The organism is Nonomuraea sp. NPDC004354 (genome assembly GCF_053602555.1).
The window spans coordinates 128549-152158 of sequence record NZ_JBSGDV010000019.1 but is presented as its reverse complement, the minus strand read 5'-3'; the positions used below and the strand labels follow the sequence as shown (position 1 = coordinate 152158).

The window sequence follows — 23610 nt, the reverse complement described above, 5'->3', positions numbered from 1 at the left end:
CACGCCAGGCTCATCGTGGGCCCGCGCGACCCCGTCGAGCGGGCCCGCTCAGCGCAGCTCGGTGAGCAGTTCGTGGGAGCCGTCGGGCCTGGTGAACTCGTAGTACACGCGGGTGCGCCCGTCCGGCAGGTCGACCAGGTCGAGGTAACGCAGGCCGCCGCCCGCGTGCGGGGAGGCGGCGACCGGCAGGGTGCCGACGGGGCGCAGGTCGGCCGGGTCGCCGCCCTCGGCGATGCCCGTCCGCTCCTCGTAGTTCTCCGCCGCGCTCGCCCGCCCGTCGTAGAAGGCCTGGACGAGGCCGCCGGTGAAGCGCACGGCGCTGAAGCCTGTCACCGGCCGCCGCGCTGGGCGCGCCCGCCCAGTGCCCCTCCCCTGCGACGGGGGGCGTCGCCACGACCACCGCGCGGTCGGGAGCGGGAACCAGCGCCCCGATACGGCGCGCGTCCTCATTGATCGACATGTGCTCGACGGTAGGCCCCGACACGGGGTTCGGCATGGCCTTTCACCTTCTCTTGGCTGGTGGAGCAAGGTTTCATGTATTCCCTATTGACTTCATGGGGAATATCGCCGAGTGTCAAGGATGTGATCCACCGCGAGCCTCTCGTCGCTCGCCTCACGAGAAGGGTCCTCCACGGGCGGGGCGTTGGGAGGCGCCCCGCCCCCTTCCCCCCGGCGTACCCCACCTCCCCTGGCACCCGCCTTCCCGGCGCGCGCCCGCCCTCCCCGGCACACCCCCCACAGAAAGGCGCATTCCATGAGCGAGCACGAGACGCGGACCGACGGCGACAGCCGCGCCGCCCTCAACGAGGACTGGGCCGCCACGATCGTCGGCCTCGCCCTCCTCCTGCTGGTCATCACCGGAGTGATCCCGGCGGGGCTGATCCCGTGATGAGCACCACCCGCCTCCCCTCCCCGGCCACCGCCACCTGGGTGTGGCCCGCCGCGGGCGTGCTGACCGTGCTGGTCCTCGCCGCCGCGACCAGGTTCCTGGAGCGGAACGTCCCCGTGTGGTGGTCGGGCTCCGACCTGGCCAAGGCCGTCGAGTACCCCGTCTACGCCATCGCCCTCGGCCTGCTCGGCAACGTGGTCCTGACCGCCACCGGGCTCAGGGACCGTCTGGCGGGCGGCTTCCGCACCGAGTTCTTCATCAAGACGGGCCTCGTCCTGCTCGGCGCCTCGATCAACCTGAAGGTGATCGTCACCGCCGCCGGGCCCGCCGTCGTCCAGGGGATCGTGCTCATCGGCACGGTGTTCCTGTTCACCTGGTGGCTGGGCGGCAGGCTGGGCCTGGACGACAAGCTGCGCGCCCTGCTGTCGGCCGCCGTGTCGATCTGCGGTGTCAGCGCCGCCATCGCCGCGGCGGGAGCCGTCCAGGCCAGGCGGGAGCAGCTGGCCTACAGCGCGAGCCTGGTGATCGCCTTCGCGCTGCCGTCGATCTTCATCCTGCCCGGACTGGCCACGACGCTCGGGCTGAGCCCCGCGGTGGCGGGGGCCTGGATCGGCGGCAACATCGACACCACCGCGGCGGTGACGGCCGCGGGCGCCCTCGTCGGCGAGGACGCCCTGGCGGTCGCCACCATCGTGAAGGTCACGCAGAACGCCCTCATCGGCGTGGTGGTCGTGGCCCTGACCGCGTGGTTCGCCTTCCGCGTCGAACGCCGGCCCGACGCCGAGCGCCCCGGCGCCATCGAGTTGTGGCGCCGCTTCCCCAAGTTCGTGCTGGGGTTCGTGGCCGCCTCGGTCATCGCCACCTGGTACCTCGCCACCGTCCCCGCCGCCGCGGGCAAGGAGGTCGTCGGGGTGGCCAACGACCTGCGGGTGTGGTTCCTCATCCTCGCCTTCGTGAGCATCGGGCTGGAGTTCCGCGTGGCCTCGCTGCGGGAGGCGGGATGGCGTCCGGTCGGCGTGTTCGCCGCGGCCACCGTGGTGAACGTGCTGGTCGCGCTGGGACTCGCGGTCCTGCTGTTCAGCGGCTTCAGCGCCGGCGCGTAGGAGGGCATCGCCGGAGGCGCGTTGACAAATACGAGCGAAGACTTGTATTAATCCAAACACGAGTAATTCGTCGTGTTTGGAGTGAGTCGTGGGTGCATTCCTCGTCCGCCGGCGCCGCCTCGTCATGCTGCTGTCCCTGCTGGCCACGCTGGTCATGGGCGCGCTGGGGGCGGGGACGGTGAACGCGCTGTCGCTCGCCAGGTTCGAGGCGCCGGGATCGGAGTCCGACCGGGCGGGGGCCGAGCTGGCCGAGCGGTTCGGCACCGGCAGCGTCGACCTGATCCTGCTCGTCACGGCCGCGACCGGCACCGTGGACGACCCGGCCGTGGCGGCGGCGGGACGGGAGCTGACCAGACGGGTGGACGCCTTCGACGGGGTGGCGGAGGCGGCCTCCTACTGGACCAGAGGCAACCCCGCCACACTGCGCAGCGAGGACGGCACGCGGGCGCTGGTCGTGGCGCGCATCCCCGGCGACGCGGACGTGGTCCGCTCGCGGATCCTGCCCGCGCTGGTGCCCGAGGTCACCAAGGGCGACGCGGTCGTCTCGGTGCGCGCGGGCGGCGGCGAGGAGGTGTTCAGGCAGACGGTCCCGCAGGCCAGGCAGGACTTCCTGCGCGCCGAGATGATCATTTTTCCGCTGGTCTTCGCGCTGCTCTGGCTCTACTCCCGCAGGGTGCTCGGCGCGGTGCTGCCGATCATGGTCGGCGTCTTCGCGATGGTGACGACGCTGGCGCTGCTGCGCGTCGTGCTGCTCTTCGCCGACGTCTCGACGTTCGCGCTGAACATCACGCTGGCCATGGGGCTGGCGCTGGGCATCGACTACTCGCTGTTCGTCATGGCCCGCTTCCGCGAGGAGGTACGGCAGGGCCGCGCCCCGCACGACGCCGTCGTGGCCGCCGTCGCCCGTGCGGGCCGTACGGTGGTCTTCAGCGGGACGACGGTCGCCGCCTCGCTGGCGGTGCTGCTGGCTCTGCCGTTCGGCTTCCTGCGCTCCTTCGCCTACGCGGGGATCGCCGTGGTGATCGGCGGCGTCGTGGGCGCCGTGGTGGTGCTGCCGGCCGTCCTGGCGGCCGTGGGACCGCGGGTGATCCCGCGGCGCGACCGGGACGAGCGGGCCGTGGGCTTCTGGCACGCGGTCGCGACGCGGGTGATGCGCAGGCCCCTCCGGTACGGCGGCGCCGCCACGCTGGCGTTGATCGTGCTCGGCACGCCGTTCCTGGGGCTGGACTTCGGCGTGGCCGACGACCGGATCCTGCCGCCGAGCGCGCCCGCCCGGCAGACGCAGGAGATCATCAGGGCCGAGTTCCCCGCCGAGGAGACCGACGCGCTCCAGGTGGTGTCCACCGGCCCGGCCACGGGCGTCGCGGCGTACGCCGCCGCGCTGTCGCGCCTCGACGGCGTCGCGCAGGTCGACTCCGCGGCCGGCTCCTACGTCAGGGGCGTGCGGGCCGGCGACGGCGACCCCGCCAGGTTCCGCGGCGGAGAGGGGACCTGGCTGTCGGTCGTGCCCACCGCCGCCCAGATGGAGGGCGATCCGATCGAGCTGGTCTCGCGGGTACGCGCGGCGCCCGCGCCGTTCGAGGTGCTGGTCGGCGGCTACACGGCCGAACTCGCCGACTACCGCGCCTCGGTGGTGGACCGGCTGCCGCCGCTGATCGGGCTGATGTTCGCGGTCACCTTCGTGATCCTGTTCCTCATGACGGGCAGCGTGCTGATCCCGCTGAAGGCGACCGTGCTGAACCTGCTGAGCATGGCGGTGATGTTCGGCGCGCTCGTCTGGGTCTACCAGGACGGCCACCTGTCGGGGCTGCTCGGGTTCACCCCGACGGGAAGCATCGACCCGAGCATCCCGATCCTGATGTTCTGCATCGCCTACGGGCTGTCCATGGACTACGAGGTCTTCCTGATCGAGCGGATCAGGGAGGAGTACGCCAGGACCGGCGACACCGTCACCGCGGTCGCCCATGGCCTGCAGCGCGGCGCGCCCCTCATCACCGCCGCCGGGGCCATCCTCGCGCTGTCGTTCGCCGCCTACGCGACGGCCAGGGTGGTGTTCGTGCAGATGCTGGGGGTCGGCATGGCGGTGGCGATCCTCGTGGACGCCACCGTCATCAGGGCCGTCATGGTGCCCGCGTTCATGCGGCTGGCCGGGGCGGCCAACTGGTGGGCGCCCCGGCCGTTGCGCCGCCTGCACGCTCGGGTCACGCGGCCTCGAGCCAGATCGGACGCCAGTCGGGCAGCTCGTGGTAGCGGCGCAGCTCCGCCAGACCCGACAGCCAGCCGCCCCACGCCGCGTGCGGCGGACGGGCCGCGTCGAAGCCCGACTGGACGAACGTGAGCCTGGTCCTGCCGTCCGACTCCGCCAGCTCCCAGCTGGAGATGCCGGCCGATCCCCAGTCGACCGACATCGCGCGGCCCTCGACCAGGTCGACGACCTTGGCGGGGTCGGGGTTGTCGAAGCCGCCCATGGCCCAGCGGCCGCCGACGAACGGCTCGATCTCGATGGGGTAGCCGAACCAGCGGGTCGCCTCCGCGCCGTCGGTCAGCGAGCGGTAGACGTCGGACATGGGCGCGTCGATGACGACCTCCTCCCGCATGACGGCCGAGGTGTAGTCGACCTTGGGGGTGAGCTCGCGGCCCTCCACGTGGTCGACGAGGTTGGCCAGCGACAGCGCCCAGTACGTCTGCAGGGCGCCCCTGATGCTGGCTCCCGTGATCACGTCCTGGAAGTCGAAGTGGCTCTGCCTGAGAGTGACGATCGTCGTGTCGTCGCCCTCCTCCTCGAGGGAGATCTCGGTGGTGGTGGCCTCGCCGTCGAGCGTCCACTCCAGGGTCAGGGAGCGGTCGTCGGCGCGCAGCACCCGCTGGTGCGGCGCGTCGCCCTCGGGGGTGTGGCGGCCCCAGAACTCGAAGCGGTGGGGCAGGTCGGCCTCGGCGTGCTCGGCCAGCCACGTGCGCAGCGACGCGGGGTCGGTCAGCGCGTGCCACACCTGCTTGGCCGGGGCGGCGACGCGGACGCGCAGGGTCATCGGCTCAGTCATGTGTCTCTCCCTTGGGGTAGCAGGCCACGGCCAGCTTGAAGGCGTCGCCCTCGGCGCCGCCGTATCGGGTGAAGAGGTCCTGCAGGGCGTCGCGCAGGTCGTTCATGAACTCCTGGCGCCGCTCGGGCGGCACCCTGATCTCCCCCGAGACGCCGATGGACGGCAGCTCGGAGGCCGTGCGATCCAGGGCCGCGATGTCGGCTTGGACCTCCTCCATCAGGTCGAGGAGGTAGCCGAGCGACAGCTCGTCCTGCGCCTTCCTCAGGCCGCCGATGCGCCCGACGAGACGGGGCGAGAGCCAGTAGGAGCGGGCGGTGGCCTGATAGATGCCTTCGCTGATGCCGCGCACCTTGCGCTCGGACACCTGCTCGACCAGCCCGGCCTCCACCAGCCGTTTGACGTGGTAGTAGACGCGTTGCGGGGTCTGGGAGAGCCGGGCGCCGACCTCGGTGCAGGTGCGCGGCTCGGCCAGCTGCCGCAGCACCTCGATGCGCTGCGGCTTGAGCAGGGCCTCGGCCTGCTCGATCTGTTCCAGGTACAGGACGTCTCTCATTGCGAAAACAATGTTGTACGTAAAAATCCTGCTTGTCAATGAGCGTGACAGACTCCGGCGCATGGCTTTGGACACCGTGGTAGTGACAGGAGCCGCCGGGCTGGTGGGGACCGCGATCCGCGGTGCGCTGCGCGAGGCGGCCACCCGGCTGGTGCTCGTCGACCGCAGGCCGCTGACCCCCGAGGCCCCCGGCGAGGAGGTACGGCAGGCCGTCCTCGACAGCCCCGAGACGGTGGCCGGCATCGTCGCGGGCGCCGACGCGATCGTGCACCTGGCGGGCGTGCCCGACGAGGCCCCGCTGCCCGACCTATTGGAAGGCAACGTGCTGGGCACCCACCACGTCCTCGAAGCGGCCAGGCGCGCGGGCGTGCCCCGGGTCGTGCTCGCCAGCAGCAACCGGCTGACCGGGTGCTACCCCTCCGCCGTGACCGTCTCCCCCGACATGCCGCCCCGCCCCGACGGCCTGTACGGCGTGAGCAAGGTGGCCGTCGAAGCCCTCGGCAGGCTGTACGCCGACAAGTTCGGCCTGGAGGTCGTGTGCCTGCGCATCGGCAGCCTCGAACCCGAACCCGCCGACGCGCGCCAGCTGTCGACCTGGCTGAGCCCCGGGGACTGCGCCGGCTTCTTCGTCGACGCGCTCACGCGGAAGGACGCGGGCTTCCGCACGCTCTACGCGGTCTCGGCCAACACGCGGCGCTTCTGGGAGCTGAGCGAGGGCTACCAGCCGCAGGACGACGCCGAGGCGTACGCCGGCACGCTCGGCGGCACGGAAGGTCCGGCACTCCAGGGCGGCGCCTACGCCGACCCGGCGTACACCCTGCGGCACCTGACCTGAGGCCGCGCGGAAGCACCCCCGGGGCGGCCCGACCCCCGCCCCGGAGCCGCGGCTCGACCCCTACCCCCGAGCTTCCGACACGACCGACCCGTCCCCCGTGCCCGAAACCGCGGGAAGACCGCGGGGATGACTCGCCGCAACGCCCGCTTTCCAGGGCTCCTTCCTCTGGCGAGGACCCAGAGGCCGGGCTCCAGGGACCTGGCGCCCGGACGTGGAGCGGCGGGCGGGTCATGGCAGGAGGGGCAGGACCTGGTTGACCGTGCTCGCGTCCGCGAGGGAGAAGCGGGTCTTCGTCAGCGCGAACGCCAGCCCGGCCGCGGTGTCGCCGAAGGCCGCGCTCCCGTTGATGCCGACCATGCCGAACGAGGTCTCGGGGCGCGAGCCGTCGGGACGGCCCGCCGCGTAGCCCAGCGCCCACGTGACCGGGTTGCCCATGAGCTGGTCGGTGCCGGTGAAGGCGGGCGCGGTCACCTCGCGCAGGTGCTCGGGCGACAGCAGGCGCACGCCGTCCACCTCGCCGAGCAGGGCGGCGTACATCCGGGCGATCGCGCGGGCGGAGAAGGTGCCGCCCGCGGGGATGTCGGCGGTGAGCACGTCGGCCCTGTTGGCGTAGTCCGCGCCGGGCATGAGGGCGCGGGGCGTGCCGGGGAAGTCGCCCATGGCGGCGAGGATCGCGGCGTTGCCAGGCGCGTCGTCGAGGCGGGCCACCCTGCCCAGCGCGGCGGCCGGGACGCCGAGGAACAGCTCGTCGGCGATGCCGAGCGGCTCGGTGATCTCCTCACGGAGCACCTGCGAGACGGGTCTGCCCGTCGCCCTGCGGACGACCTCGCCGAGGATCCAGCCGAACGTGTGAGCGTGGTAGCCGGTCTTCGTGCCGGGCTCCCACCACGGCACCGAGCCGGCGATGCCGCGGCACATCGTGTCCCAGTCGCTCAGGTCCTCGACCGTGGTGCCCTCCGGTACGGCGGGCACGCCGACGGTGTGAGTGAGCGCGTGCCGTACGGTGGCCGCCGCCTTGCCGTGCGCGCCGAACTCGGGCCACAGCGCGGCGATCGGCGTGTCGTAGGACAGCACTCCGCGCGCCACGAGCACGTGGACGACGGTGGCGGTGACGGCCTTGCCGGTGGAGGCGCTGTAGACGAGAGCGGACGGCGCGAGGCCGCCGGCCGTGGCGTCGACGACGAGCTCGCCGTGCCGGTAGACGGCGACCTGGACCCCGCTCTCGGCACCCGAGGCGACCAGTTCGTCGATGGTCTTCTGGATGGTGTTCACGCCGGGCACACCTCCCGCCCCGCCTGACCGGTCAGCTCGACGAGCATGTCGCGCTGCTCGTCGGACAGCGTGCCCGCGGCTTCCGGGTTCATGGAGATCGTCAGTAGGTAGTTCATGCCCCTTGGTCGGACACCGCCGGGCGTTCTCGACACGCCGCGGAGAAAATCTTTGCGTGTTCGCGACGTGACACACCGTAGTCACTAGAGTCTGGGTCATGCTTGCCCTGATTGCCGCCGTGGCGGCCGCCGTCGCCGTGGTCGCGCTCACCGCCTTCCTGTTCAGGAAGCTTGGCACCGAGGACCGCGACCCGGGTGGCCCGTCCACCGGCCACGCGGGCGCGATGCTGTCGGCGCTCTTCCTCCTGGTGTTCGCGATCGCCATCATCGTGCCGTGGACCACGGCCGACGCCGCCCGCCAGAACACCTTCGCCGAAGGCCAGGCGGCCGTGGAGACCTACTGGGCCGCCGGCGACCTGCCCGAGGCCGACAAGATGTGGATACGGCAGAGCCTGAACGACTACGTCAGGTTCGTCGTGCGCGACGAATGGCCGCTGATGGCGGAGGGCCGGATGTCGCCCGAGGGCGGAGCGCGCCTCGACGCGCTGCGCAACAGGATCGACGCGGCCGACCTCGACGCGAACGCCAAGGCGCAGGTGCTCGACAAGGTCGAGGAGCTGTCGGCATCGCGCAGCCGCAGGGCCGCCGACGCGGGCACCACGCCGCCCGCGGGACTGCTGTGGCTGACCGTGCTGACCGGGATCGTGGTGATCGTCTTCCCGTTCCTCGCGGGGGCGCGGCCGCGCGGACTCACCCTGGTGCCGCTGATGGCGATGGCCGGGATGCTGGGCGTCGGCATCTACCTGACCTGGGACATCTCGCACGCGTTCGCGGGGGCGCTGGCGGTGGGGCCTGAGGCGTTGCAGGCCGCGCTGCAGGAGTTCCAGCGGATCGCGGGGAGCGCGTGAGGGCGGCGGCACTGGTGGCGGGCGCGCTCTGCCTGGGCCCCGCCCTGCCCACCATGCCCCAGCCGTCCGCCACCCCCGACCCCGCCCTCCCGACCTCCGCCGCCCTCTCCCTTCGCACGTCCGCCACCACCGGCTCCGCCCTTCCCACCTCCACCGCCGTCTCCCCTCGCACGTCCGCCACCACCGGCTCCGCCCTTCCCACCTCCACCGCCGTCTCCCCTCGCACGTCCGCCACCCCCGGCTCCGCCATCCTCAACCCGCGGAAGAGCACCACGACGTCCCACCCCGTGACCGCAGCCCGAGAGATCGCCACCTCCCACCCCGTGACCGCTTCCCGCAAGACCGCTATCGGCACCCGCGGCACCGCCGCCTCCGCCCCAGCGGTGGCGGCGCGGAAGAACCTCACCCCCGACGCGACAGGCACGACCCCGAAGAACATCACCCCCGGCCCGGCGACCAGCGCCCAAAGGGACGTCACCACCGACGCGACAGGCACGACCCCGAAGAACGTCACCCCTGAGCTGGCAGCCACCGCCCAGAAGAACGTCACCACCGGCCCGGCAACCACCGCCCAGAGGAATGCCACCGCCGACGTGACAGGCGCGGCCTCGAAGAACGTCACCGCATACCCGGCGCGCATGGCGCACGACAGCGCCGTCTCCGGCCCGGCGGTCGCGGCGCGGAAGAAGGTCACCGCCTACCCGGCGATCGGGGCCCGCGGAGGCGCCGCAGGGAGCGGCTACGGTCCGCGCCTCGCGCGCCGGGCGGGCGCCCGCCCGGTGGCGGTGCACCAGAAGGACGTCACGCCCGAGGACGAGGCGGACGAGCAGGGGTGGGTGAGCGTGACGGCACCGGGCCCCGGTGACAACGCGGTCGAGGTGAGCGTCGGCATCGCGGTGTGCATCAGCGTGGCGAACGTGGTGGTCCAGGTCGGGCCGGACGCCTGCCAGCCCCCTCCGCCGCCCCCCGCGCCCCCCACGCCGCCCGCCCCCACCCCCCAGCCCCCGGAGCCCGAGCCCGAACCGAAGCCCGAACCGAAGCCGCAGCCGCCGCCCGAGCCGACCCCCGCCCCCACCCGGCCGAGAAGCAAGCCGTCCAGGCCCACACCCCGTCCTGAACCGGTCCTGCCCGTGCGCGCCCGTCCACCGGTAAAGACGCCGGAGGCCACGCCGACCCCCTCGAAGCCGCCCGTGCCGCAACACGTCCACGCCAAGCCGGAGGAGCCGAAGCCTCAGCGGCGCAATCCGATGCGTTCGGTGCTGTTCCTGGTCGTGCTGACCACGGTGATCGCCTCGACCACCGCGGTCGCGTTCGGCGCGATCAGATAGGGGGAACCGCGACCGCCCGACGTGACCGAGGAGGGGACCCGCGACCGCCCCGCATGGCCGAGGAGGGGACCCGCGACCGCCCGACGTGACCGAGGAGGGGACCCGCGACCGCCCGACGTGACCGAGGAGGGGACCGGCGACCGCCCGGCGTGACCGGTTCGGCGCGACCGGGGAGGGAAACCCCGGCCGCCGGGCGGGATCACGTAGGGAAGCCGGGCGGGATCACGTAGGGAAACCGTGCCGCCCGGCGCGGCCGGCGAGAGGAACCCCGACGGGTCGGGTGTGCCGGGGTCAGATGACCAGCAGGGTCTTGCCCGTGGTCTGGCGGGTCTCGATCGCGCGGTGTGCCGCGGCCGCCTCCTCCAGCGGGTAGGTCTGCCCGACCGTCGGCACCAGCTGCCCCTCGGCGGCCAGTTCCAGCGCTCTGGCGACCAGCCGGCGCAGCTCGTCCTGGCTGGGCGGTCCGCCGCGCTCGATGACGGTGATCGGCAGGCCGTCCGTCCTCGACCACGATCCGCTCGCCATGCCGTACAGGCTGGCTCGGCCGCCGGGGCGGAGGGCGGTCAGCGCCTCGGTGCCCACGTTGCCGCCGACCCCGTCGAAGACCACGTCGACCTCGAGGGAGCGGGCCCATCCTTCGGCCGAGTAGTCGGCGTAGGAGCCGAAGCGCTCCACGACTTCGCGCTTGCCGCGCGCGGCCCCGGTCACGACGGCCCCGGCGGCCTTGGCCAGTTGCAGGAGCAGGCCGCCGACGCCGCCGCCGGCGGCCAGCACCAGGACGCGCTCGCCGGGCTTGATCTCCGCCTGCTCGTGGAGCATCACCGCGGTACGCCCGTCGGCGAGCAACGCCACCGCGTCGCGCAGCGGCACGCCGTCCGGCACGGGTACGGCATCGGCGGCGGCGGCCACGGCCAGCGAGGCGTAACCGCCCGCGCCGCCGGTGGTCGTCACCACTGTCGTTCCGACCAGCCCCTGGTCGACGCCTGGACCGACGGCGACGATCCTGCCGCCGACGCCGTTGCCGGGCGTGCGGGGCAGCGCGGGCGGCGCGAAGGGCCCGGTTCCCGCCCTCACCTGGGTCTCGACGAAGGTGATGCTCGCGAACGCCACCTCCACCAGCACCTGGCCCTCGCCGGGGGCAGGGTCGTCAACCGTGCGTGGCCGCAACACCTCGGGCCCGCCGAACTCGTCCATCACGATCGCTCTCATGCACCCACTCTATCGGAGCGATTCGCTCCGCATGAATAGCGGAACGAATCGTGCCGCAATGGCTCCTACGCTGAGACCATGAACTGGAACGCCCGTCGTCTCGCGCGCCACTTCCCCCAGCAGGGCGGCCCCGCCGACGTCGTCGCCGCGATGTGCGGGGCGCACGCGCAGATCCTGTCCGCCGCCGAGCTGTCGGTCAGCCTCCGGCTGCCCGGCACCACCAGGGTGGACGTCCGCGAGGCGCTGTGGACCGAGCGCAGCCTGACCAAGACGTACGGCCCGCGCGGCACCGTGCACCTGCTCCCCACCGCCGACCTGGCCATGTGGACGGGCGCCCTCTCGTCCATCCCCGCGGGGCGCGTCGACCTGCTCACCCCCGACCAGATCGAGAAGGTCGTCGAGGCGATCGGCAGCGCGCTCAAGGACCGGGCACTCACGATCGACGAGCTGGACGAGGCGGTCGTCGACATCGCGGGCCCCTGGGCGGGCGACCGCGTCATGGACGCCTTCCAGACGAAGTGGTCGCGCTGGCGCCAGGCGACCCACCTGGCGGCGCACCGGGGCGTGCTCGCGTTCGGGCCCAACCGGGGCCGCAAGGTGACCTACACCAGCCCGGACGTACGGCCCGCCGACCCCGGGACCGCGCAGGCCGAGCTGCTCAGGGCTTACCTCCACTCCTACGGCCCGGCCACGCCCCAGCACTTCGCCCGATGGCTGGCGGCGCCCATCACCTGGGCGGCCAGGGTGTTCGAGCGGGCGGCGCTCGACGAGGTCGAAGGCGGCTGGGTGAACGCGGGCGACACCGAGGCGGCCAGCGAGCCGGCGAGAGGCGTGCGGCTGCTGCCGTACTTCGACGCCTTCGTGGTCGGCTCGCATCCGCGCGAGCAGCTGTTCCCCGGCAGGGCGTGGGACCGCGCGCTGGGCGGAGGACAGGCGGGCAACTATCCGGTGCTGCTGGTCGACGGGATCGTGGCGGGGGTGTGGCACCAGCGCCGGTCCGGCAGGCGCCTGGACGTCACCGTGGAACCGCTCGACGAGCTGAGCGCCGCGCAGCTGAAGGAGCTGGACGAGCAGGTCGGCAGGGTGGGCGAGATCCTGGAGGCCACCCCTCGGCTGACGATCGGCACGATCACCGTGGGGCCGCACGCGTAGCCGATCGGCGCGCTCCGTCCGGTGGCGGTGTTCAGAGGTGGGCACCACGTCAGGTGACGTGGTTCGCGGGTGGACAGCGGGTCAGGTGACGAGGCCGGCGGCAGGGTGTGCGGGTGGGCAGCGGGTCAGGTGACGGGGTCGGTGACGGTGTCCGGAAGGGGCACGCTTGGATGTGGGCATGCGCATCGGGATACTCGGCCCCCTCCACGTGCCAGGCGCGACGGTTCGCGGCGCCCTGCCGCGCGCGCTGCTGGTCAGGCTGGCGCTCGACCCCGGCAGGGTGGTGGCGGCCGAACGCCTCGTCGACGACCTGTGGCAGGACGACCCGCCCGCGCACCCGGCCGCCGCGCTCCAGTCGCTCGTCTCGCGCGCACGCAGGGAGGTTCCTGGCCTGATCGTCACGCATCCGTCCGGCTACCTGCTCGACGTGCGGGCCGACGACGTCGACGCGTGGCGGTTCGAGCGGCTGGCGCGCGAGGGCGCGGCCGAGGAGGCGCTGTCTCTGTGGCGCGGTACGGCTCTCGCGGACGCCTCCGGCCTGCTCTTCGCCGTCGCGCCCGCCGCCCACCTAGAGGAGCTGCGCCTGGCGACGCTCGCGACGCGGATCGGGGCCGACCTGGCGCGGGGTGTCGACGCGACGGCCGAGCTCGAGGGGCTGGTCGCCGCGCATCCGCTGCGGGAGCCGTACCACGCGCTGCTGGTGCGGGCGCTGCTGTCGGCAGGGCGGCGGGCGGAGGCGCTGGAGGTGTTCGAGCGGATCAGGCGGCGGCTGGCCGACGAGCTCGGCACCGACCCCGGTCGCGAGCTGCTCGACGCCTACGAGGCGGCGCTGCGGGAGGATCCGGGCTCGACGCTGCCCGCCCAGCTGACCAGCTTCGTCGGGCGTGCCGCCGACGTGGCCAGGGTGCGCGAGCTGCTCGGCGTCGCCAGGCTGGTCACGCTGACCGGTCCGGGCGGCGCGGGCAAGACGCGGCTGGCGATCGAGACCGCCGCCACTCTCAGGGTTCCCGACGGTGTGTGGCTCATCCCGCTCGCGCCCGCGTCGGACGTGCTGACCGCGTTGTCCAGCGCGGTGAAGGCCGCCGATCCCGTGGCGGCGCTGCGCGGCACCTCCCCGGTGATCGTGCTGGACAACTGCGAGCACGTGATCGACCAGGCGGCCGACGTGGCGGCGCGGCTGCTGGCCGAGATCCCGGGGCTGCGCGTCATCGCCACCAGCAGGGAGCCGCTGGACATCACCGGCGAGCACCTGCACGCCGTGCCGCCGCTGGACGAGGTGGCGGCCGTCGAGCTGTTCCGCGACCGCGCGGCCGCCGCCAGGTCGGGGCTCGACCTGTCCGGTGTGGCGGACATCTGCCGCGAGCTCGACGGCATCCCGCTGGCGATCGAGCTGGCCGCCGCGCGGCTGCGCACCCTGTCGCCCGCGCAGCTGGCCGCCCAGCTCGGTGACCGGTTGTCGTTGCGCGGCAGCCGTACGGCCGAGCCCCGGCACCGCACGCTGCGCGCTGTGATCGACTGGAGCTGGGAGCTGCTGTCGCCCGGCGAGCGGCGGCTGCTGGCCAGGATGTCGGTGTTCTCCGGCGGGGCCACCTACGAGGCGGTGCGCGAGGTGTGCGGGCCCGGCATCGAGTCGCTGGTGGACAAGTCTCTGGTGACGTTCACGGGCGAGCGCTACACCGTGCTGGAGACCGTGCGCCGTTACGCCGCGGAGAAGCTCGACGACCCGTCGGTCGTGGCCGCCCACGACGGCTACTACACCGCGCTGGCCGAGCGGGCCGACGCCACCCTCAGGACGGAACGCCAGCTCGAAGGGCTGGCGGTGTTCGAGGCCGAGCAGGCCAACCTCGACGCCGCCCTCGGCCGTACCGACGATCCGCTCAGGCTCTTCCTGGCCAGGACCTGGCTGTGGATCATGCGGGGCCGGCGGCGGGAGGCCCGGGCGTGGGCGTCCAGGATGCCCGCGGGGGACGGGTTCGCGGCCGAGCTGTGCGCGGCGATCATCGGCGGCGAGCCGGGTCCGGCGCTGCTGGCCTCCGACCATCCCGCGGCGCTGGCCTGGTGGGGGCTGACCGGCGCGGCCGCCGCGCCCGGCGACGTCATGGCGCGGGTGCGAGGGTCGCTGGTCAGGCTCGGCGACCACCCCGACCCGTGGATCAGGTCGACGGTGAGGCTGATCGCGGGCATCGTCGAGTTCGAGTACGGCACGCCCGGCGCGGCCGACGCCCTGCTGGCGACCGCCCTCGACGGCTACACCGCGACCGGCGACCGCTGGGGCAAGGCCATGACCCTCACCTGGCTGTCCCTCGCCGCGGAGAACCGCGGCGAGACGGCCCGAGCGCTGTCCTTCGCCACGGAGTCCGTACGGCACGCCACGGCCATCGGCGGCCTGGAGGCGATCCCCGGCCCCGTGATGCTCAGGGTGCGCCTGGCCCAGCTGCATGCCAGGCTCGGCGACTTCGCCGCCGCCGGGGCGGCGCTCGACCAGGCGTGGGAGGCGGCCGAGTCCGACCCGGTGGCCCGCGCCCGCGTCCTGCACGGTCGGGGCGAGCTGGCGCGGCGCGGCGGCGATCCCGTGACGGCCGCGAAGCTGTTGCGCGAGGCGCTGACGCTCGTGGAGGGAGCGCCCGCGCAGCTGGTGGCGCTCATCCATCTGGAGCTGGCCACGGCGTCGGGCTCGCGCGACCACGCGGACATGGCGCTGGAGCTGACGGCGGGGTGCGACGACAAGACCGTGCGGGCGACCGTGCTGGAGGGCGCGGCGGCGTGGCGGCCCGCCCCCGAGGCGGCCGCCATGGTGGCCGAGGCCCGTCGGCTACGCGGTCTCGACACCGAGCCGTGAGCCGGTGGGCGCCCCCAACGCCGTGCCGGTGGGCGCACGCAACGCCGTGCCGGTGGGCGCACGCTCGCTACGCGGTCTCCACGCCGAGCCGTGACAGGTAGGCGCGCACGCCCGCCTCGTCGCCGTCGTAGCCGACGTAGCCGTCGGGCCGGACGAGCAGCACGCCCTCCTGGCCCGGCAGCGGGGGCAGCACCCGCACCGCGTCGCCGTACCGCTCGGTGGTGTCGGCGAGCAGCGTGAACCGGCCGCCGCCGTACACGCCCGGCACCCGCTCACCGCCGCGCGGGCCCTCCGACAGCGGGCCGTACCAGTAGCCGAGGGTCAGCTGCTGCGTCTCCTCGTCCCGTGTGTGGTCGCCCTCCCTCAGCAGGCGGGTGCTCAGCCCGAGCACGTGCTCGGCGACCGGCATCCGCTCCTGCTCGTAGCTGTCGAGCAGCGGCTCGGAGCCGACGGCCAGCTTCCAGCCGAGGTTGTAGGCGTCCTGCACGCCGGTGTTCAGCCCCTGGCCGCCGGCGGGCGAGTGGACGTGCGCCGCGTCGCCGGCCAGGAAGACCCTGCCCACCCTGAACCGCTCGGCCATCCTGATGTTGACCCGGTACTCCGACCGCCAGACCACCTCCGTCGGCTTCACGCCCGCGTGCTCGTCCAGGATCCGCGTCACGTCGTCCTCCCCGGTGTAGGGGGCGGTGAGCTGGAACAGGTCTGTTCCCGGCAGCGGGCACAGGCTCACGTCCAGCTTGCGGCTGGCCATGTCGCCCCACAGGTGCCAGTGCTCCCTGTCGACGTCGGGGACCTTCACGTCGGCCAGCAGCATCCGCTCGCTCTCGAACGTCTCCCCCACGAACCCCACGCCCAGCGCCTTGCGCACGGTGCTGCGCCCGCCGTCCGCGCCCACCAGGTAGGCGCACCTGATCCGCTCGCCGTCGGCGAACGTGGCCGTCACCCCCTCGGCGTCCTGCTCGAACGCCGTGACCTCCACGCCCAGTTCCACCTCGTGGCCGAGCCGCGCCAGCCGCTCCCTGAGGATCCGCTCGGTGCGCCACTGCGGCTGCATGATCACCATCGGGTACGGCACGCTCGCGCTGGGCTCCTTCGGCTCGTGCATGCGGCCCTCCCACACCGTCTGCCCGTCCTTGTAGGCGCGCAGCGGGGGATAGACCGCGCCCGTCGCCAGGATCTCGTCGATGACCCCCATGTCGTGGAAGATCTCGAGCGTGCGCGGCTGCAGCCCCTTGCCCCGCACACCCTCGGGGTGCACGGGAGACTTCTCCACGATGCGCAGGTCGACGCCGCGGCGGGCCAGCTCGATGGCGAGGGTCAATCCGGTCGGCCCGGAGCCGACGATGAGAACGTGTGTCATGCCGCTCACCCTGCACGGCGCCGCTGTCATATCGCTGTCATGGACTGGCGGCGGCTGTCATGGCGCCGCGCGCAGTGATTCGATACGGTGTTCGGGTGCTTCTGCTCATCGACGTCCAGCGGAACATGCTGGAGCCCCCCACCCCCGTCCCGGCCTGGGAGAGCGTGTCAACGGCGATCGGCGCCCTGCTCGACCGGGCGCGTGCCGCCGGCGAGCCGGTGGTCTGGGTCCGCAACAACGGCGGGCCCCGCGATCCCGACGTGCCGGGTTCGCCGGGGTGGGAGCTGGTCCACCGGCCGCTCGAGGGTGAGCCCGTCATCGACAAGGAGGTCCCCGACTCCTTCGCCAACACCGACCTGATCGACCTGCTGCCGCCGGCCGGCCACGTGGTGGTGGCGGGCATGCAGAGCGAGTACTGCGTCCGCGAGACCTCGCTCACGGCGCTGGCCCTCGGCCACGAGGTGACGCTGGTCAGCGGCGCCCACGCCACCTACGACGCCGACCGGCCGGCCGGCGAGATCGCCGCCGAGGTGGAGAGGGAGCTGGCCGCCTCGGGCGCCAGGATCGCGCGGGTCGACGAGATCACCTTCTGAGGGCGTGGGCCGTGCGCGGCCCGCCAAGGCGTGTCAGGGGGTCGCGGGGGGCTCGGGCGCCGGGCCGGGTGCGGCGTCGGCGCGGACGGCGTCGAGGTAGTCGGCGATCGCGTCCCTGTTGCGGGTCAGGCAGGAGATGCGCCGGGTCATGCGATCGCGCTCCTGTTCCAGCGTGGAGAGCATCTCCGGTGTCGCGTCGGTGAAGTGGATGATTCTGGGCTTGTCGAGGCAGGGCAGGATCTGTTTGATGATCCTGGTCGGCAGGCCCGCGTCGAGCAGCCCTCTGATCTGCAGGACCCGGTCGACGAGACGCTCGTCGTAGGTGCGGTAGCCGTTCGCGCAGCGGTCGGGGGCGATCAGCCCCTGCTCCTCGTAGTAGCGCAACAGCCGGCGGTGCGTGCCGGTCCGCTCGGACAGCTCTCCGATGCGCATGTGCTCCACCTCACACCTCGTCACATTGACCTTCACATCTATGTGATGGTTTGAGCATACGAGCCATGAGAGATCACGACACCATTGTCGATCCCCACGTCGCCGCCGATGACCGGAAACTCCCGCTCGCCGCGCTTCTGGCGTTGACCACGGCCGCCTTCATCACCGTTCTGACCGAGGCGCTGCCCGCCGGCGTGCTCCCCTCGATGAGCGCCGACCTCGGCGTCAGCGTGTCAGCGATGGGGCAGTCCGTGACGATCTACGCGATCGGCACGGCGGTCGCGGCGATCCCGCTCTCCGCCGCCACAGCAGGGTGGTCGCGCAGGCGGTTGCTGCTGGCCGGGGTGGCGGGGTTCGCCGTCGCCAACACGGTGACGGCGGTCTCGGCGTCCTTCCCGTTGACCATGGCGGCCAGGTTCGTCGCCGGGGTGGCCGCGGGGCTGGTGTGGGCCCTGCTGGCCGGGTACGCCCGCCGGCTGGCCCCCGACCACCTGCAGGGCAAGGCGATCGCGGTCGTCATGGCGGGCATCCCGCTCGCGCTGTCGCTGGGCGTGCCCGCGGGGACCTTCCTCGGCGGGGTGCTCGGCTGGCAGGTGACGTTCTCGGTCATGACCGGGTTGGCCGTCGTCCTGGTCGCGTGGATCCTGCTGGCGGTCCCCGACCAGCCGGGACAGCGGCGTGCCGGCCGGCCGCCGATCCTGCGGACCCTCACCGCCCCCGGCGTGGCCCCCATCCTGGTCGTCACGCTGGTGTTCGTTCTGGCGCACACCATCCTCTACACCTACATCGCCACCTTCCTCGACCGGTTCGGCATGGGCGACTCGGTCGACCTCGTCCTGCTGCTGTTCGGCGCCGCCTCCCTGGTGAGCATCTGGATCGTCGGCGCGCACATCGACCGGCGGCTGCGCGCGCTCACCGTCGCGGGCACCGTCCTGGTCGCCGTGGCGGCCGCCGCCCTGGCGGTGCCGGCCGGCAGCCCCGCCCTGGTCTACGTCGCGGTGACGGTGTGGGGGCTCGGCTGGGGCGGCGTCCCCACCCTGTTGCAGACCGCCGCCGGCCAGGCGGGTGGCGAGGCGGCCGACACGGCCCAGGCGATGCTCGTCACCTTGTGGAACGCGGCCATGGCGGGCGGCGGCGTGGCCGGCGGCGTGCTGCTGAACCTCCTGGGCGCCGCCTCCTTCCCCTGGACCGTCCTGGTGCTCCTGACGCCGGTGCTGGCCGTCGTGATCGCCGCGCGCACCCACGGCTTCCCCGCCCGCCGCGCGAACCCGGCTCCCTCGAAAAGTTGAGAAGGCCTCCGCATGTCGCGCAGGGCCGTCCGGCCGCGTGAACCATTTCCTCGGCCGGGAGACGCTGACCCACGCGGAGAACCCGGCCTGAATGCCCGGCGGTTTCTCCCTCCGGCGCCGCGAGAAAAGAAAGAATGGCGAAAGGAACGGCCGGAAAGCCATGCGAAAGAATGGCGCGAGGGGCGGTCATCCGGTCGTGGATCGGCGCCGGGTTCTCAGGATGGTGACGGCCAGCCGGAAAGCGGCGCGGCGGCGGCCGGGGGCGACCAGCAGCGCTCCCCGCCACATCAGCCGCAACCCGCTCAGCAGCTCGGCCCGGCCGTCCTGCGTCAGGGCGACCGCCAGCGGGCGGGCGCACGGGACCTCCCCGCGCAGCACGGGGAACTCCCGTACCAGGTGCGGGTCGCGGCAGGAACGGACGAGCACGGGCGGGGCCAGCACCCCGGACAGCGCCGACGCGATGGCCGAACACCCGCCGCACCCGCTGTCGTGGACGACGACGAGTGCCTTCACCATCCTGCCGCCCACAGGCCGAGCAGCAGGGAAGCGATGGTCCCGACCGCGGTCGCGACGGCCAGCAGCCGCTGGTTGCCGAGCCAGAGCTCCGTCCACTCCCCGTCGTCACCGTGGGTGATGCTGGCCGCCGCCATGATCCAGCGCGCCGCGGCGAAGCCCACCGCCGCGGCCATCGCGCCGGAGAACGGCACGGCGAGCAGCAGCGACACGAGCACCAGGTGAGGCAGGGCCGACGGGGAGTACGTGCGCATGCCCGTCCCCATCTCGAACCCGAACTGGATGCCGCCCAGCACCCGGCCGCGGCCGAGCACGTGCTCGGGCACGAGCCGCCGGTTCTCCGGGACCGTCAGCGTGATCAGGCCCGCCTCCCGCAGGAAAACCACCACCGCCAGGAGGGCCAGGCCCGCGAGCCGGACGTACGGCGGAAGCAGCGCCTGGAGCACGCCACCGATCGCCCCGGCGACGAGGGCGACGCTCGACGCCCCGAGCAGCAGGCCGACACCGAAGTAGGCCAACGCACCAGAACCGCGCCAGACCGACGCGCTCAGCAGGAATGCCGAGTTGTGGCTTCAAGTGCTGCCGGAGTTGGCGTACCCGGCGTTGAGGCCCGCCCAGAGGAACAGGAGGAAGGCCGGGGCCTTCACCGCCCACGGCACCGCGGCGCCGAGCACGATCGGCGCCGCGAGGACGACGGGGTGAAGGCCCAGCCGGCGAAGTGCGATCACAGGAAGCACATGGCGATCGTCAGGCCGGTGTAGCTGTCGCCGTCGTTCCAGCGGACGAAGGTGCTGGCGTCGGAGCAGCGGTAGGTGGTGCCGCTGGAGGTCCACCGCCAGGCGTTGCGCCTGCTGCAGGTGGTGACGCGCGTGGAGGTGTAGCCCTCGTCGTAGTAGCCGCGCCAGCCTTCGAAGTGGTATCCCCTCGACCCGGACGAGCAGGGGTAGCTGCCCATCCGCCAGCCGCCGAAGCAGACCTTCTTGTTGTCCACCCACCAGTTGTTGGCGCCCTCGCCGTACCCGTAGGGGTAGCCGTCACTGCAGTTGGCGGCGGTCCACTCCGAGGTGGGCCCGGCGGCGTGGGCGGCCCGCTTGGACAGGACCCACTCGAACGGCACCAGCGTGGCGGAGATCGCGCCGACCAGCAGGCCGCGCAGCACGGTCCGGCGGGCGACCGGGGCGTCGGGGATGAGGCTGCGGACGAGGCTCGGGGCCGCGCCTTCGGGCGCGGTCTCGGCCGAAGGGATGAGGTCAAGACGCATGGCTGCTCCCGGAGGTCGAGAGGGAGGGGATGAGGTCGTGGAACAGGGTGGGCAGGTCGGTGTCGGCGTAGACGAACCGCCGGTCCGTGATCCGTCCCGTGGCGTCGACCGCGAGCACGCACGGGGTGTATCCCTCGTGGAGGGCGGTCCACAGGTCGGGATCGGCCACCTTCTCGACGGGTCCGTCGAAACCCTGCGCCGAGTCCGCGTGGGAGAACACCGCGACGACGCGTGTCCTGGACCGCGACACGGCCGCCGCGGCGGCCCAGACCTGCCGGCAGATGGAGCAGGAGGCGTCGAGCATGAGGACGAGCGTGCCGTCCTGGTCACGGCCGGGCCTGAGCGCGGGCGGCGCCTCGCGCACCTCGTCGTCGAGCCGGTCGCGCCCCGGTTTCAGCACGGTCTGCTCCATCATCCGCAGCCGGGCGTAGACGGCGCCGACCGCGAGGATCGCGAAGACCGACAGGAGGAGGGACAGCAGGGCGAGAGCCGTGGCGAGGCTCATCCGCCCCACACGGCCTTCACGCCCGCCAGGACGGCGGCGGCCTTGTCGTGCTCCTCGGTGCTTCTGAGCTGCGCGGCCTCGGCCGCCCGCCGGTGGAAGACGAGTTCGGTGATGGAGGTGGCGTTGGCGATGATGTAGCGCCACTCGAACGGCGTGCCGCGCACCGCGTCGGCCTGCTCGGGGTCGAGGCCCAGCGGCTCCTTCCACACCTCCGCGTCGCCCTGCGTCGCGCCCCTCCAGGTGGGCAGCTCCTCCCGCGCGCCCCGGGCGTCCTTGACCATCATGACCATCCGCTCGCTGTTGCCGATGAGCACGGTGGTGGACTGCTGGAGGTTCGCCACCGCGTCGGCCGGCACCAGCCGCGCGCCCTCCGGCGAGTCGGCGAAGGTCAGGTTCGCCACCAGGCGGTTCAGGACGGCGCGGCGGGGGGCGGGGCCGCCGAACCAGGTGGTCGCCTCGTTGTGCGGCCCCGCCCACACCAGGCAGCTGTTGGTACGGTCGGCCGCCTCGTACAGCACCAGGTCGAAGCCCGAGCGGCGGAACGTCTCGACCTTGCCGCCGGGGAAGATCTTCCTCGGGATCACCTGCCGCTGGCCGGCGGGGGCCAGGTCGAAGCTCTGGACCAGCGGGGGCCCGGCGAACCGGGTGTGCGCGTGCCAGGCCAGCTGGTCGGCCTCGGGCGGAAGGGTGATGGTGACGCGGGCCCCGTCGGGAGCTAACCGCACGATTTCGGAAAGAGTCGCGACCACGCGTCCCCCTTTTTTCCAGGTGGTGAGTCACAAGAACTTCCATAGTGTTGGATCCACGGCCGCGCCCCGTCAAGGAATTTCGGAAATCCAGAAGTAGCGCAACTATCAATGACATTCGCCGCGGTTTCAGCGTGTAATGGAGTCATGACCCGCACGGGATTCTTTCTCGCCTTTCTTTTCTCCTTTCTTCTCGCCTTTCCCTGGACAGCGACGCCCGCCCTGGCGAAAGGTGTGGACAGCGGGGTCCTCACCGGCCCGGGGCTTTCCGTCCCCCTCCGCATCAGCCCGGACGACGAGCGGACGGCGGCGAGCCTGGACCTGGTCCGGGAGGGCTCGGCGGTCACCGTCGCGCTGGTCGCCGAGCTGCCGGGCGAGTTCCGTCCCGCTCCCCCGCCCGGCGACCTGGGGCCGCGCTACCGCCTCGCCTGGCACCTGCCGGAGGACGACTCCGAAGTCGTCCAGGATCTGTATCCGTACGCCGCGGGCGCCCCCCTCGTCCACACCCCGGCGCAGCGGCACGTCGTCCGGACGGGCTGGCACCGGGCCCCGGCCTTCCTCAAGGACGCGCTGGTGGGTGTCGGCCTGCCGGCCGAGCCTCCCCGGCCATGGTGGGCCGCCTGGTGGTGGGCGGCGGCCGCCGGGCTCGTCGTGATCGTCACGATCGCGCTGTCCTGGCGCCGCCTCGCGCGCGCGGCGGGCGCGAGCCGCCGGCCGACCGGCCAGACCGGGTAGCGCGCCGCGCGGGCGGGGAGCGACCCGGGAACGGCTCGCGTCAGGGGGCCAGGCTGTGGAAGAGGGCGACGCGCTCGCGGTGGTAGTCGAGGTCCTCCTCGTCGTGGACCACCCCGGCGGCGACGGCCTTGTGGAAGTAGGCGTACTCGCGGCGCAGCTTGTGCCTGATCAGCTGGGCCAGCTCCTCCTCCGTCAGCGGGGCCGCGGTGCCGCCGGCGGCGAGGTAGGCGTCGACGAACTCCTTGCCGGCGCCCAGCTCGTCGTCGCCCCACTCCAGCGCGGCGGCGGCCAGCTCGACCTCGGGGGCGCCGACGAACGTCTCGTCCCAGTCGAGGACGGCGACGACGGCGCCGTTCCTGGCGAGGGTGTTGCCGGTGTAGTAGTCGCCGTGGAGCGGGTGCCTGACCGGGTGCGTGCGGTGGAACTCGGCCAGCCACCGGTCCAACGCGGGGTCGTCGAGGCCGGCGGCGTCGCGGGGCGGCTCGCCGTACAGGCCTGACTCCTGGAAGGCGGGTGACGGGCGCGGGCCGGGACGGCAGTCGGCCAGGGCGGCGTGCAGGCGGGCCAGCAGCCGCGCGCCCTGGGCGCGCTGCTCGGGCTCGTCGGAGTCGGGCCAGCTCCCCTCGACGTACGGCCAGAGCGAGACGAGGCGGCCGTCGACCCTGATGACGGTGTCCCCGGTGGGGGTGGGCAGCGGGGCCACGGCCTCGGGCATCCGGTCGGCGGCGTGGCGGGCGACGGCGTGGCACCATTCGGCGTCGGCGGTGGCGCGCGACGCGGGGCCCACCCGGACCACGTGCCCGCCGAGCAGGTAGGCGGCCGACTCCTCGCCCCCGTGCAGGCGCTCACCGTCGCCGGCGGGGATGCCCCAGACGGAGGTGACGGCGCGGCGGACGGCATCGGTGAGCGGGGTGCCGGCGTAGATCATCTCTCCAGTCTGGCCGACGCGACCCCGACACGAGACCACCGAACTGACGATCGATTGCCCTGG

Annotated in this window: 24 protein-coding genes and 1 pseudogene; 11 read left to right on the top strand and 14 right to left on the bottom strand. The window is 73.1% G+C overall.

Annotated features, from left to right (window positions below):
* Nucleotides 1-48: 48 nt before the first annotated feature.
* Nucleotides 49-333: a hypothetical protein gene (locus ACWENQ_RS37310; protein WP_452418435.1), complete on the bottom strand. Its 285-nt coding sequence runs from the start codon at nucleotides 331-333 to the stop codon at nucleotides 49-51.
* A 421-nt stretch (nucleotides 334-754) separates the two neighbouring features.
* On the opposite strand from ACWENQ_RS37310, the gene ACWENQ_RS37305 reads away from it, so the two are divergent.
* The 3 genes from ACWENQ_RS37305 (at nucleotide 755) to ACWENQ_RS37295 (ending at nucleotide 4330) form a co-directional block, all read left to right on the top strand.
* Nucleotides 755-889 (top strand): hypothetical protein, encoded by a 135-nt coding sequence (locus ACWENQ_RS37305; protein WP_354914462.1) that lies wholly within the window; start codon nucleotides 755-757, stop codon nucleotides 887-889.
* Entirely contained in the window at nucleotides 889-1992 is a 1104-nt protein-coding gene (locus tag ACWENQ_RS37300) for a YeiH family protein (protein WP_452418434.1), read from the top strand. The genes ACWENQ_RS37305 and ACWENQ_RS37300 overlap by 1 nt, the downstream gene beginning before the upstream one ends.
* 88 nt (nucleotides 1993-2080) lie before the next feature.
* Nucleotides 2081-4330, top strand: a complete 2250-nt coding sequence (locus tag ACWENQ_RS37295; protein ID WP_452418433.1) for an MMPL family transporter — start codon at nucleotides 2081-2083, stop codon at nucleotides 4328-4330.
* Here the strand turns inward: ACWENQ_RS37295 and ACWENQ_RS37290 are convergent.
* Both ACWENQ_RS37290 and ACWENQ_RS37285 read right to left on the bottom strand, forming a co-directional pair.
* Nucleotides 4296-5021 (bottom strand): annotated as a pseudogene (locus ACWENQ_RS37290) (SRPBCC family protein); the annotation flags it as partial. The gene ACWENQ_RS37295 and the pseudogene ACWENQ_RS37290 sit on opposite strands and share 35 nt — an antisense overlap.
* Before the next feature lie 4 nt (nucleotides 5022-5025).
* Nucleotides 5026-5586 (bottom strand): helix-turn-helix domain-containing protein, encoded by a 561-nt coding sequence (locus tag ACWENQ_RS37285; RefSeq protein WP_354914456.1) that lies wholly within the window; start codon nucleotides 5584-5586, stop codon nucleotides 5026-5028.
* Nucleotides 5587-5647: 61 nt separating this feature from the next.
* Here ACWENQ_RS37285 and ACWENQ_RS37280 point away from each other — a divergent pair, with 61 nt between their 5' ends.
* The gene (locus tag ACWENQ_RS37280; RefSeq protein ID WP_452418431.1) at nucleotides 5648-6421 is read left to right on the top strand and encodes an NAD-dependent epimerase/dehydratase family protein; all 774 of its coding nucleotides are present in this window, start codon (nucleotides 5648-5650) and stop codon (nucleotides 6419-6421) included.
* A gap of 228 nt (nucleotides 6422-6649) precedes the next feature.
* On the opposite strand, the gene ACWENQ_RS37275 is transcribed toward ACWENQ_RS37280, so the two are convergent.
* Nucleotides 6650-7693, bottom strand: a complete 1044-nt coding sequence (locus ACWENQ_RS37275) for a serine hydrolase domain-containing protein (protein WP_452418429.1) — start codon at nucleotides 7691-7693, stop codon at nucleotides 6650-6652.
* Between the two features lie 214 nt (nucleotides 7694-7907).
* On the opposite strand from ACWENQ_RS37275, the gene ACWENQ_RS37270 reads away from it, so the two are divergent.
* A complete protein-coding gene (locus ACWENQ_RS37270) occupies nucleotides 7908-8657 on the top strand; it encodes a bestrophin-like domain (RefSeq protein ID WP_452418427.1) in 750 nt (249 codons plus the stop codon).
* Entirely contained in the window at nucleotides 8654-9985 is a 1332-nt protein-coding gene (locus ACWENQ_RS37265; RefSeq protein WP_452418426.1) for a hypothetical protein, read from the top strand. Before ACWENQ_RS37270 ends, ACWENQ_RS37265 begins: the two co-directional genes overlap by 4 nt.
* A 291-nt stretch (nucleotides 9986-10276) precedes the next feature.
* Here ACWENQ_RS37265 and ACWENQ_RS37260 read toward each other — a convergent pair whose 3' ends face one another.
* Nucleotides 10277-11194 carry a zinc-binding dehydrogenase gene (locus tag ACWENQ_RS37260; RefSeq protein ID WP_452418424.1) on the bottom strand — a complete coding sequence of 306 codons (918 nt, stop codon included), beginning with the start codon at nucleotides 11192-11194 and terminating at the stop codon, nucleotides 10277-10279.
* Between the two features lie 78 nt (nucleotides 11195-11272).
* On the opposite strand from ACWENQ_RS37260, the gene ACWENQ_RS37255 reads away from it, so the two are divergent.
* Nucleotides 11273-12346, top strand: coding sequence for a winged helix DNA-binding domain-containing protein (locus ACWENQ_RS37255; RefSeq protein WP_452418422.1), 1074 nt, complete (start codon nucleotides 11273-11275; stop codon nucleotides 12344-12346).
* Nucleotides 12347-12524: 178 nt separating this feature from the next.
* Nucleotides 12525-15185: a BTAD domain-containing putative transcriptional regulator gene (locus tag ACWENQ_RS37250; RefSeq protein ID WP_452418421.1), complete on the top strand. Its 2661-nt coding sequence runs from the start codon at nucleotides 12525-12527 to the stop codon at nucleotides 15183-15185.
* Nucleotides 15186-15252: 67 nt separating this feature from the next.
* Here ACWENQ_RS37250 and ACWENQ_RS37245 read toward each other — a convergent pair whose 3' ends face one another.
* Nucleotides 15253-16545, bottom strand: coding sequence for an FAD-dependent monooxygenase (locus ACWENQ_RS37245; RefSeq protein ID WP_452418419.1), 1293 nt, complete (start codon nucleotides 16543-16545; stop codon nucleotides 15253-15255).
* Between the two features lie 95 nt (nucleotides 16546-16640).
* Here ACWENQ_RS37245 and ACWENQ_RS37240 point away from each other — a divergent pair, with 95 nt between their 5' ends.
* Nucleotides 16641-17138 (top strand): cysteine hydrolase family protein, encoded by a 498-nt coding sequence (locus tag ACWENQ_RS37240; RefSeq protein WP_452418417.1) that lies wholly within the window; start codon nucleotides 16641-16643, stop codon nucleotides 17136-17138.
* A 33-nt stretch (nucleotides 17139-17171) separates the two neighbouring features.
* On the opposite strand, the gene ACWENQ_RS37235 is transcribed toward ACWENQ_RS37240, so the two are convergent.
* Nucleotides 17172-17570, bottom strand: coding sequence for a MerR family transcriptional regulator (locus ACWENQ_RS37235; RefSeq protein ID WP_449918372.1), 399 nt, complete (start codon nucleotides 17568-17570; stop codon nucleotides 17172-17174).
* 65 nt (nucleotides 17571-17635) lie between these two features.
* On the opposite strand from ACWENQ_RS37235, the gene ACWENQ_RS37230 reads away from it, so the two are divergent.
* Complete coding sequence (locus tag ACWENQ_RS37230; RefSeq protein ID WP_452418416.1) at nucleotides 17636-18859, top strand: MFS transporter; 1224 nt, start codon at nucleotides 17636-17638, stop codon at nucleotides 18857-18859.
* Between the two features lie 186 nt (nucleotides 18860-19045).
* Here the strand turns inward: ACWENQ_RS37230 and ACWENQ_RS37225 are convergent, their stop codons facing one another.
* The 6 genes from ACWENQ_RS37225 to ACWENQ_RS37200 are packed head-to-tail and all read right to left on the bottom strand — an operon-like array spanning nucleotide 19046 to nucleotide 21887.
* The gene (locus tag ACWENQ_RS37225; RefSeq protein WP_452418414.1) at nucleotides 19046-19375 is read right to left on the bottom strand and encodes a hypothetical protein; all 330 of its coding nucleotides are present in this window, start codon (nucleotides 19373-19375) and stop codon (nucleotides 19046-19048) included.
* Complete coding sequence (locus ACWENQ_RS37220; RefSeq protein ID WP_449918377.1) at nucleotides 19369-19890, bottom strand: hypothetical protein; 522 nt, start codon at nucleotides 19888-19890, stop codon at nucleotides 19369-19371. The genes ACWENQ_RS37225 and ACWENQ_RS37220 overlap by 7 nt, the downstream gene beginning before the upstream one ends.
* Before the next feature lie 54 nt (nucleotides 19891-19944).
* Nucleotides 19945-20109: a hypothetical protein gene (locus ACWENQ_RS37215; RefSeq protein WP_449918380.1), complete on the bottom strand. Its 165-nt coding sequence runs from the start codon at nucleotides 20107-20109 to the stop codon at nucleotides 19945-19947.
* Nucleotides 20097-20633: a hypothetical protein gene (locus tag ACWENQ_RS37210; RefSeq protein WP_452418413.1), complete on the bottom strand. Its 537-nt coding sequence runs from the start codon at nucleotides 20631-20633 to the stop codon at nucleotides 20097-20099. The genes ACWENQ_RS37215 and ACWENQ_RS37210 overlap by 13 nt, the downstream gene beginning before the upstream one ends.
* On the bottom strand, nucleotides 20623-21138 hold the full coding sequence (locus ACWENQ_RS37205) for a hypothetical protein (protein ID WP_449918385.1): 516 nt from the start codon (nucleotides 21136-21138) through the stop codon (nucleotides 20623-20625). The genes ACWENQ_RS37210 and ACWENQ_RS37205 overlap by 11 nt, the downstream gene beginning before the upstream one ends.
* On the bottom strand, nucleotides 21135-21887 hold the full coding sequence (locus tag ACWENQ_RS37200; RefSeq protein ID WP_452418411.1) for a hypothetical protein: 753 nt from the start codon (nucleotides 21885-21887) through the stop codon (nucleotides 21135-21137). The genes ACWENQ_RS37205 and ACWENQ_RS37200 overlap by 4 nt, the downstream gene beginning before the upstream one ends.
* Nucleotides 21888-22031: 144 nt before the next feature.
* Here ACWENQ_RS37200 and ACWENQ_RS37195 point away from each other — a divergent pair, with 144 nt between their 5' ends.
* Nucleotides 22032-22619, top strand: a complete 588-nt coding sequence (locus ACWENQ_RS37195; RefSeq protein WP_452418409.1) for a hypothetical protein — start codon at nucleotides 22032-22034, stop codon at nucleotides 22617-22619.
* A 40-nt stretch (nucleotides 22620-22659) separates the two neighbouring features.
* Here ACWENQ_RS37195 and ACWENQ_RS37190 read toward each other — a convergent pair whose 3' ends face one another.
* On the bottom strand, nucleotides 22660-23547 hold the full coding sequence (locus tag ACWENQ_RS37190) for a phosphotransferase enzyme family protein (RefSeq protein ID WP_452418407.1): 888 nt from the start codon (nucleotides 23545-23547) through the stop codon (nucleotides 22660-22662).
* Between the last annotated feature and the right edge of the window lie 63 nt (nucleotides 23548-23610).

Coding starts and splice junctions, on each gene's coding strand:
- ACWENQ_RS37190 (WP_452418407.1), bottom strand. CDS start 23,547: ATGATCTACGCCGGCACCCCGCTCACCGATGCCGTCCGCCGCGCCGTC.
- ACWENQ_RS37300 (WP_452418434.1), top strand. CDS start 889: ATGAGCACCACCCGCCTCCCCTCCCCGGCCACCGCCACCTGGGTGTGG.
- ACWENQ_RS37285 (WP_354914456.1), bottom strand. CDS start 5,586: ATGAGAGACGTCCTGTACCTGGAACAGATCGAGCAGGCCGAGGCCCTG.
- ACWENQ_RS37245 (WP_452418419.1), bottom strand. CDS start 16,545: ATGACACACGTTCTCATCGTCGGCTCCGGGCCGACCGGATTGACCCTC.
- ACWENQ_RS37195 (WP_452418409.1), top strand. CDS start 22,032: ATGACCCGCACGGGATTCTTTCTCGCCTTTCTTTTCTCCTTTCTTCTC.
- ACWENQ_RS37210 (WP_452418413.1), bottom strand. CDS start 20,633: ATGCGTCTTGACCTCATCCCTTCGGCCGAGACCGCGCCCGAAGGCGCG.
- ACWENQ_RS37280 (WP_452418431.1), top strand. CDS start 5,648: ATGGCTTTGGACACCGTGGTAGTGACAGGAGCCGCCGGGCTGGTGGGG.
- ACWENQ_RS37255 (WP_452418422.1), top strand. CDS start 11,273: ATGAACTGGAACGCCCGTCGTCTCGCGCGCCACTTCCCCCAGCAGGGC.
- ACWENQ_RS37230 (WP_452418416.1), top strand. CDS start 17,636: ATGAGAGATCACGACACCATTGTCGATCCCCACGTCGCCGCCGATGAC.
- ACWENQ_RS37305 (WP_354914462.1), top strand. CDS start 755: ATGAGCGAGCACGAGACGCGGACCGACGGCGACAGCCGCGCCGCCCTC.
- ACWENQ_RS37260 (WP_452418424.1), bottom strand. CDS start 11,194: ATGAGAGCGATCGTGATGGACGAGTTCGGCGGGCCCGAGGTGTTGCGG.
- ACWENQ_RS37270 (WP_452418427.1), top strand. CDS start 7,908: ATGCTTGCCCTGATTGCCGCCGTGGCGGCCGCCGTCGCCGTGGTCGCG.
- ACWENQ_RS37205 (WP_449918385.1), bottom strand. CDS start 21,138: ATGAGCCTCGCCACGGCTCTCGCCCTGCTGTCCCTCCTCCTGTCGGTC.
- ACWENQ_RS37250 (WP_452418421.1), top strand. CDS start 12,525: ATGCGCATCGGGATACTCGGCCCCCTCCACGTGCCAGGCGCGACGGTT.
- ACWENQ_RS37225 (WP_452418414.1), bottom strand. CDS start 19,375: ATGGTGAAGGCACTCGTCGTCGTCCACGACAGCGGGTGCGGCGGGTGT.
- ACWENQ_RS37235 (WP_449918372.1), bottom strand. CDS start 17,570: ATGCGCATCGGAGAGCTGTCCGAGCGGACCGGCACGCACCGCCGGCTG.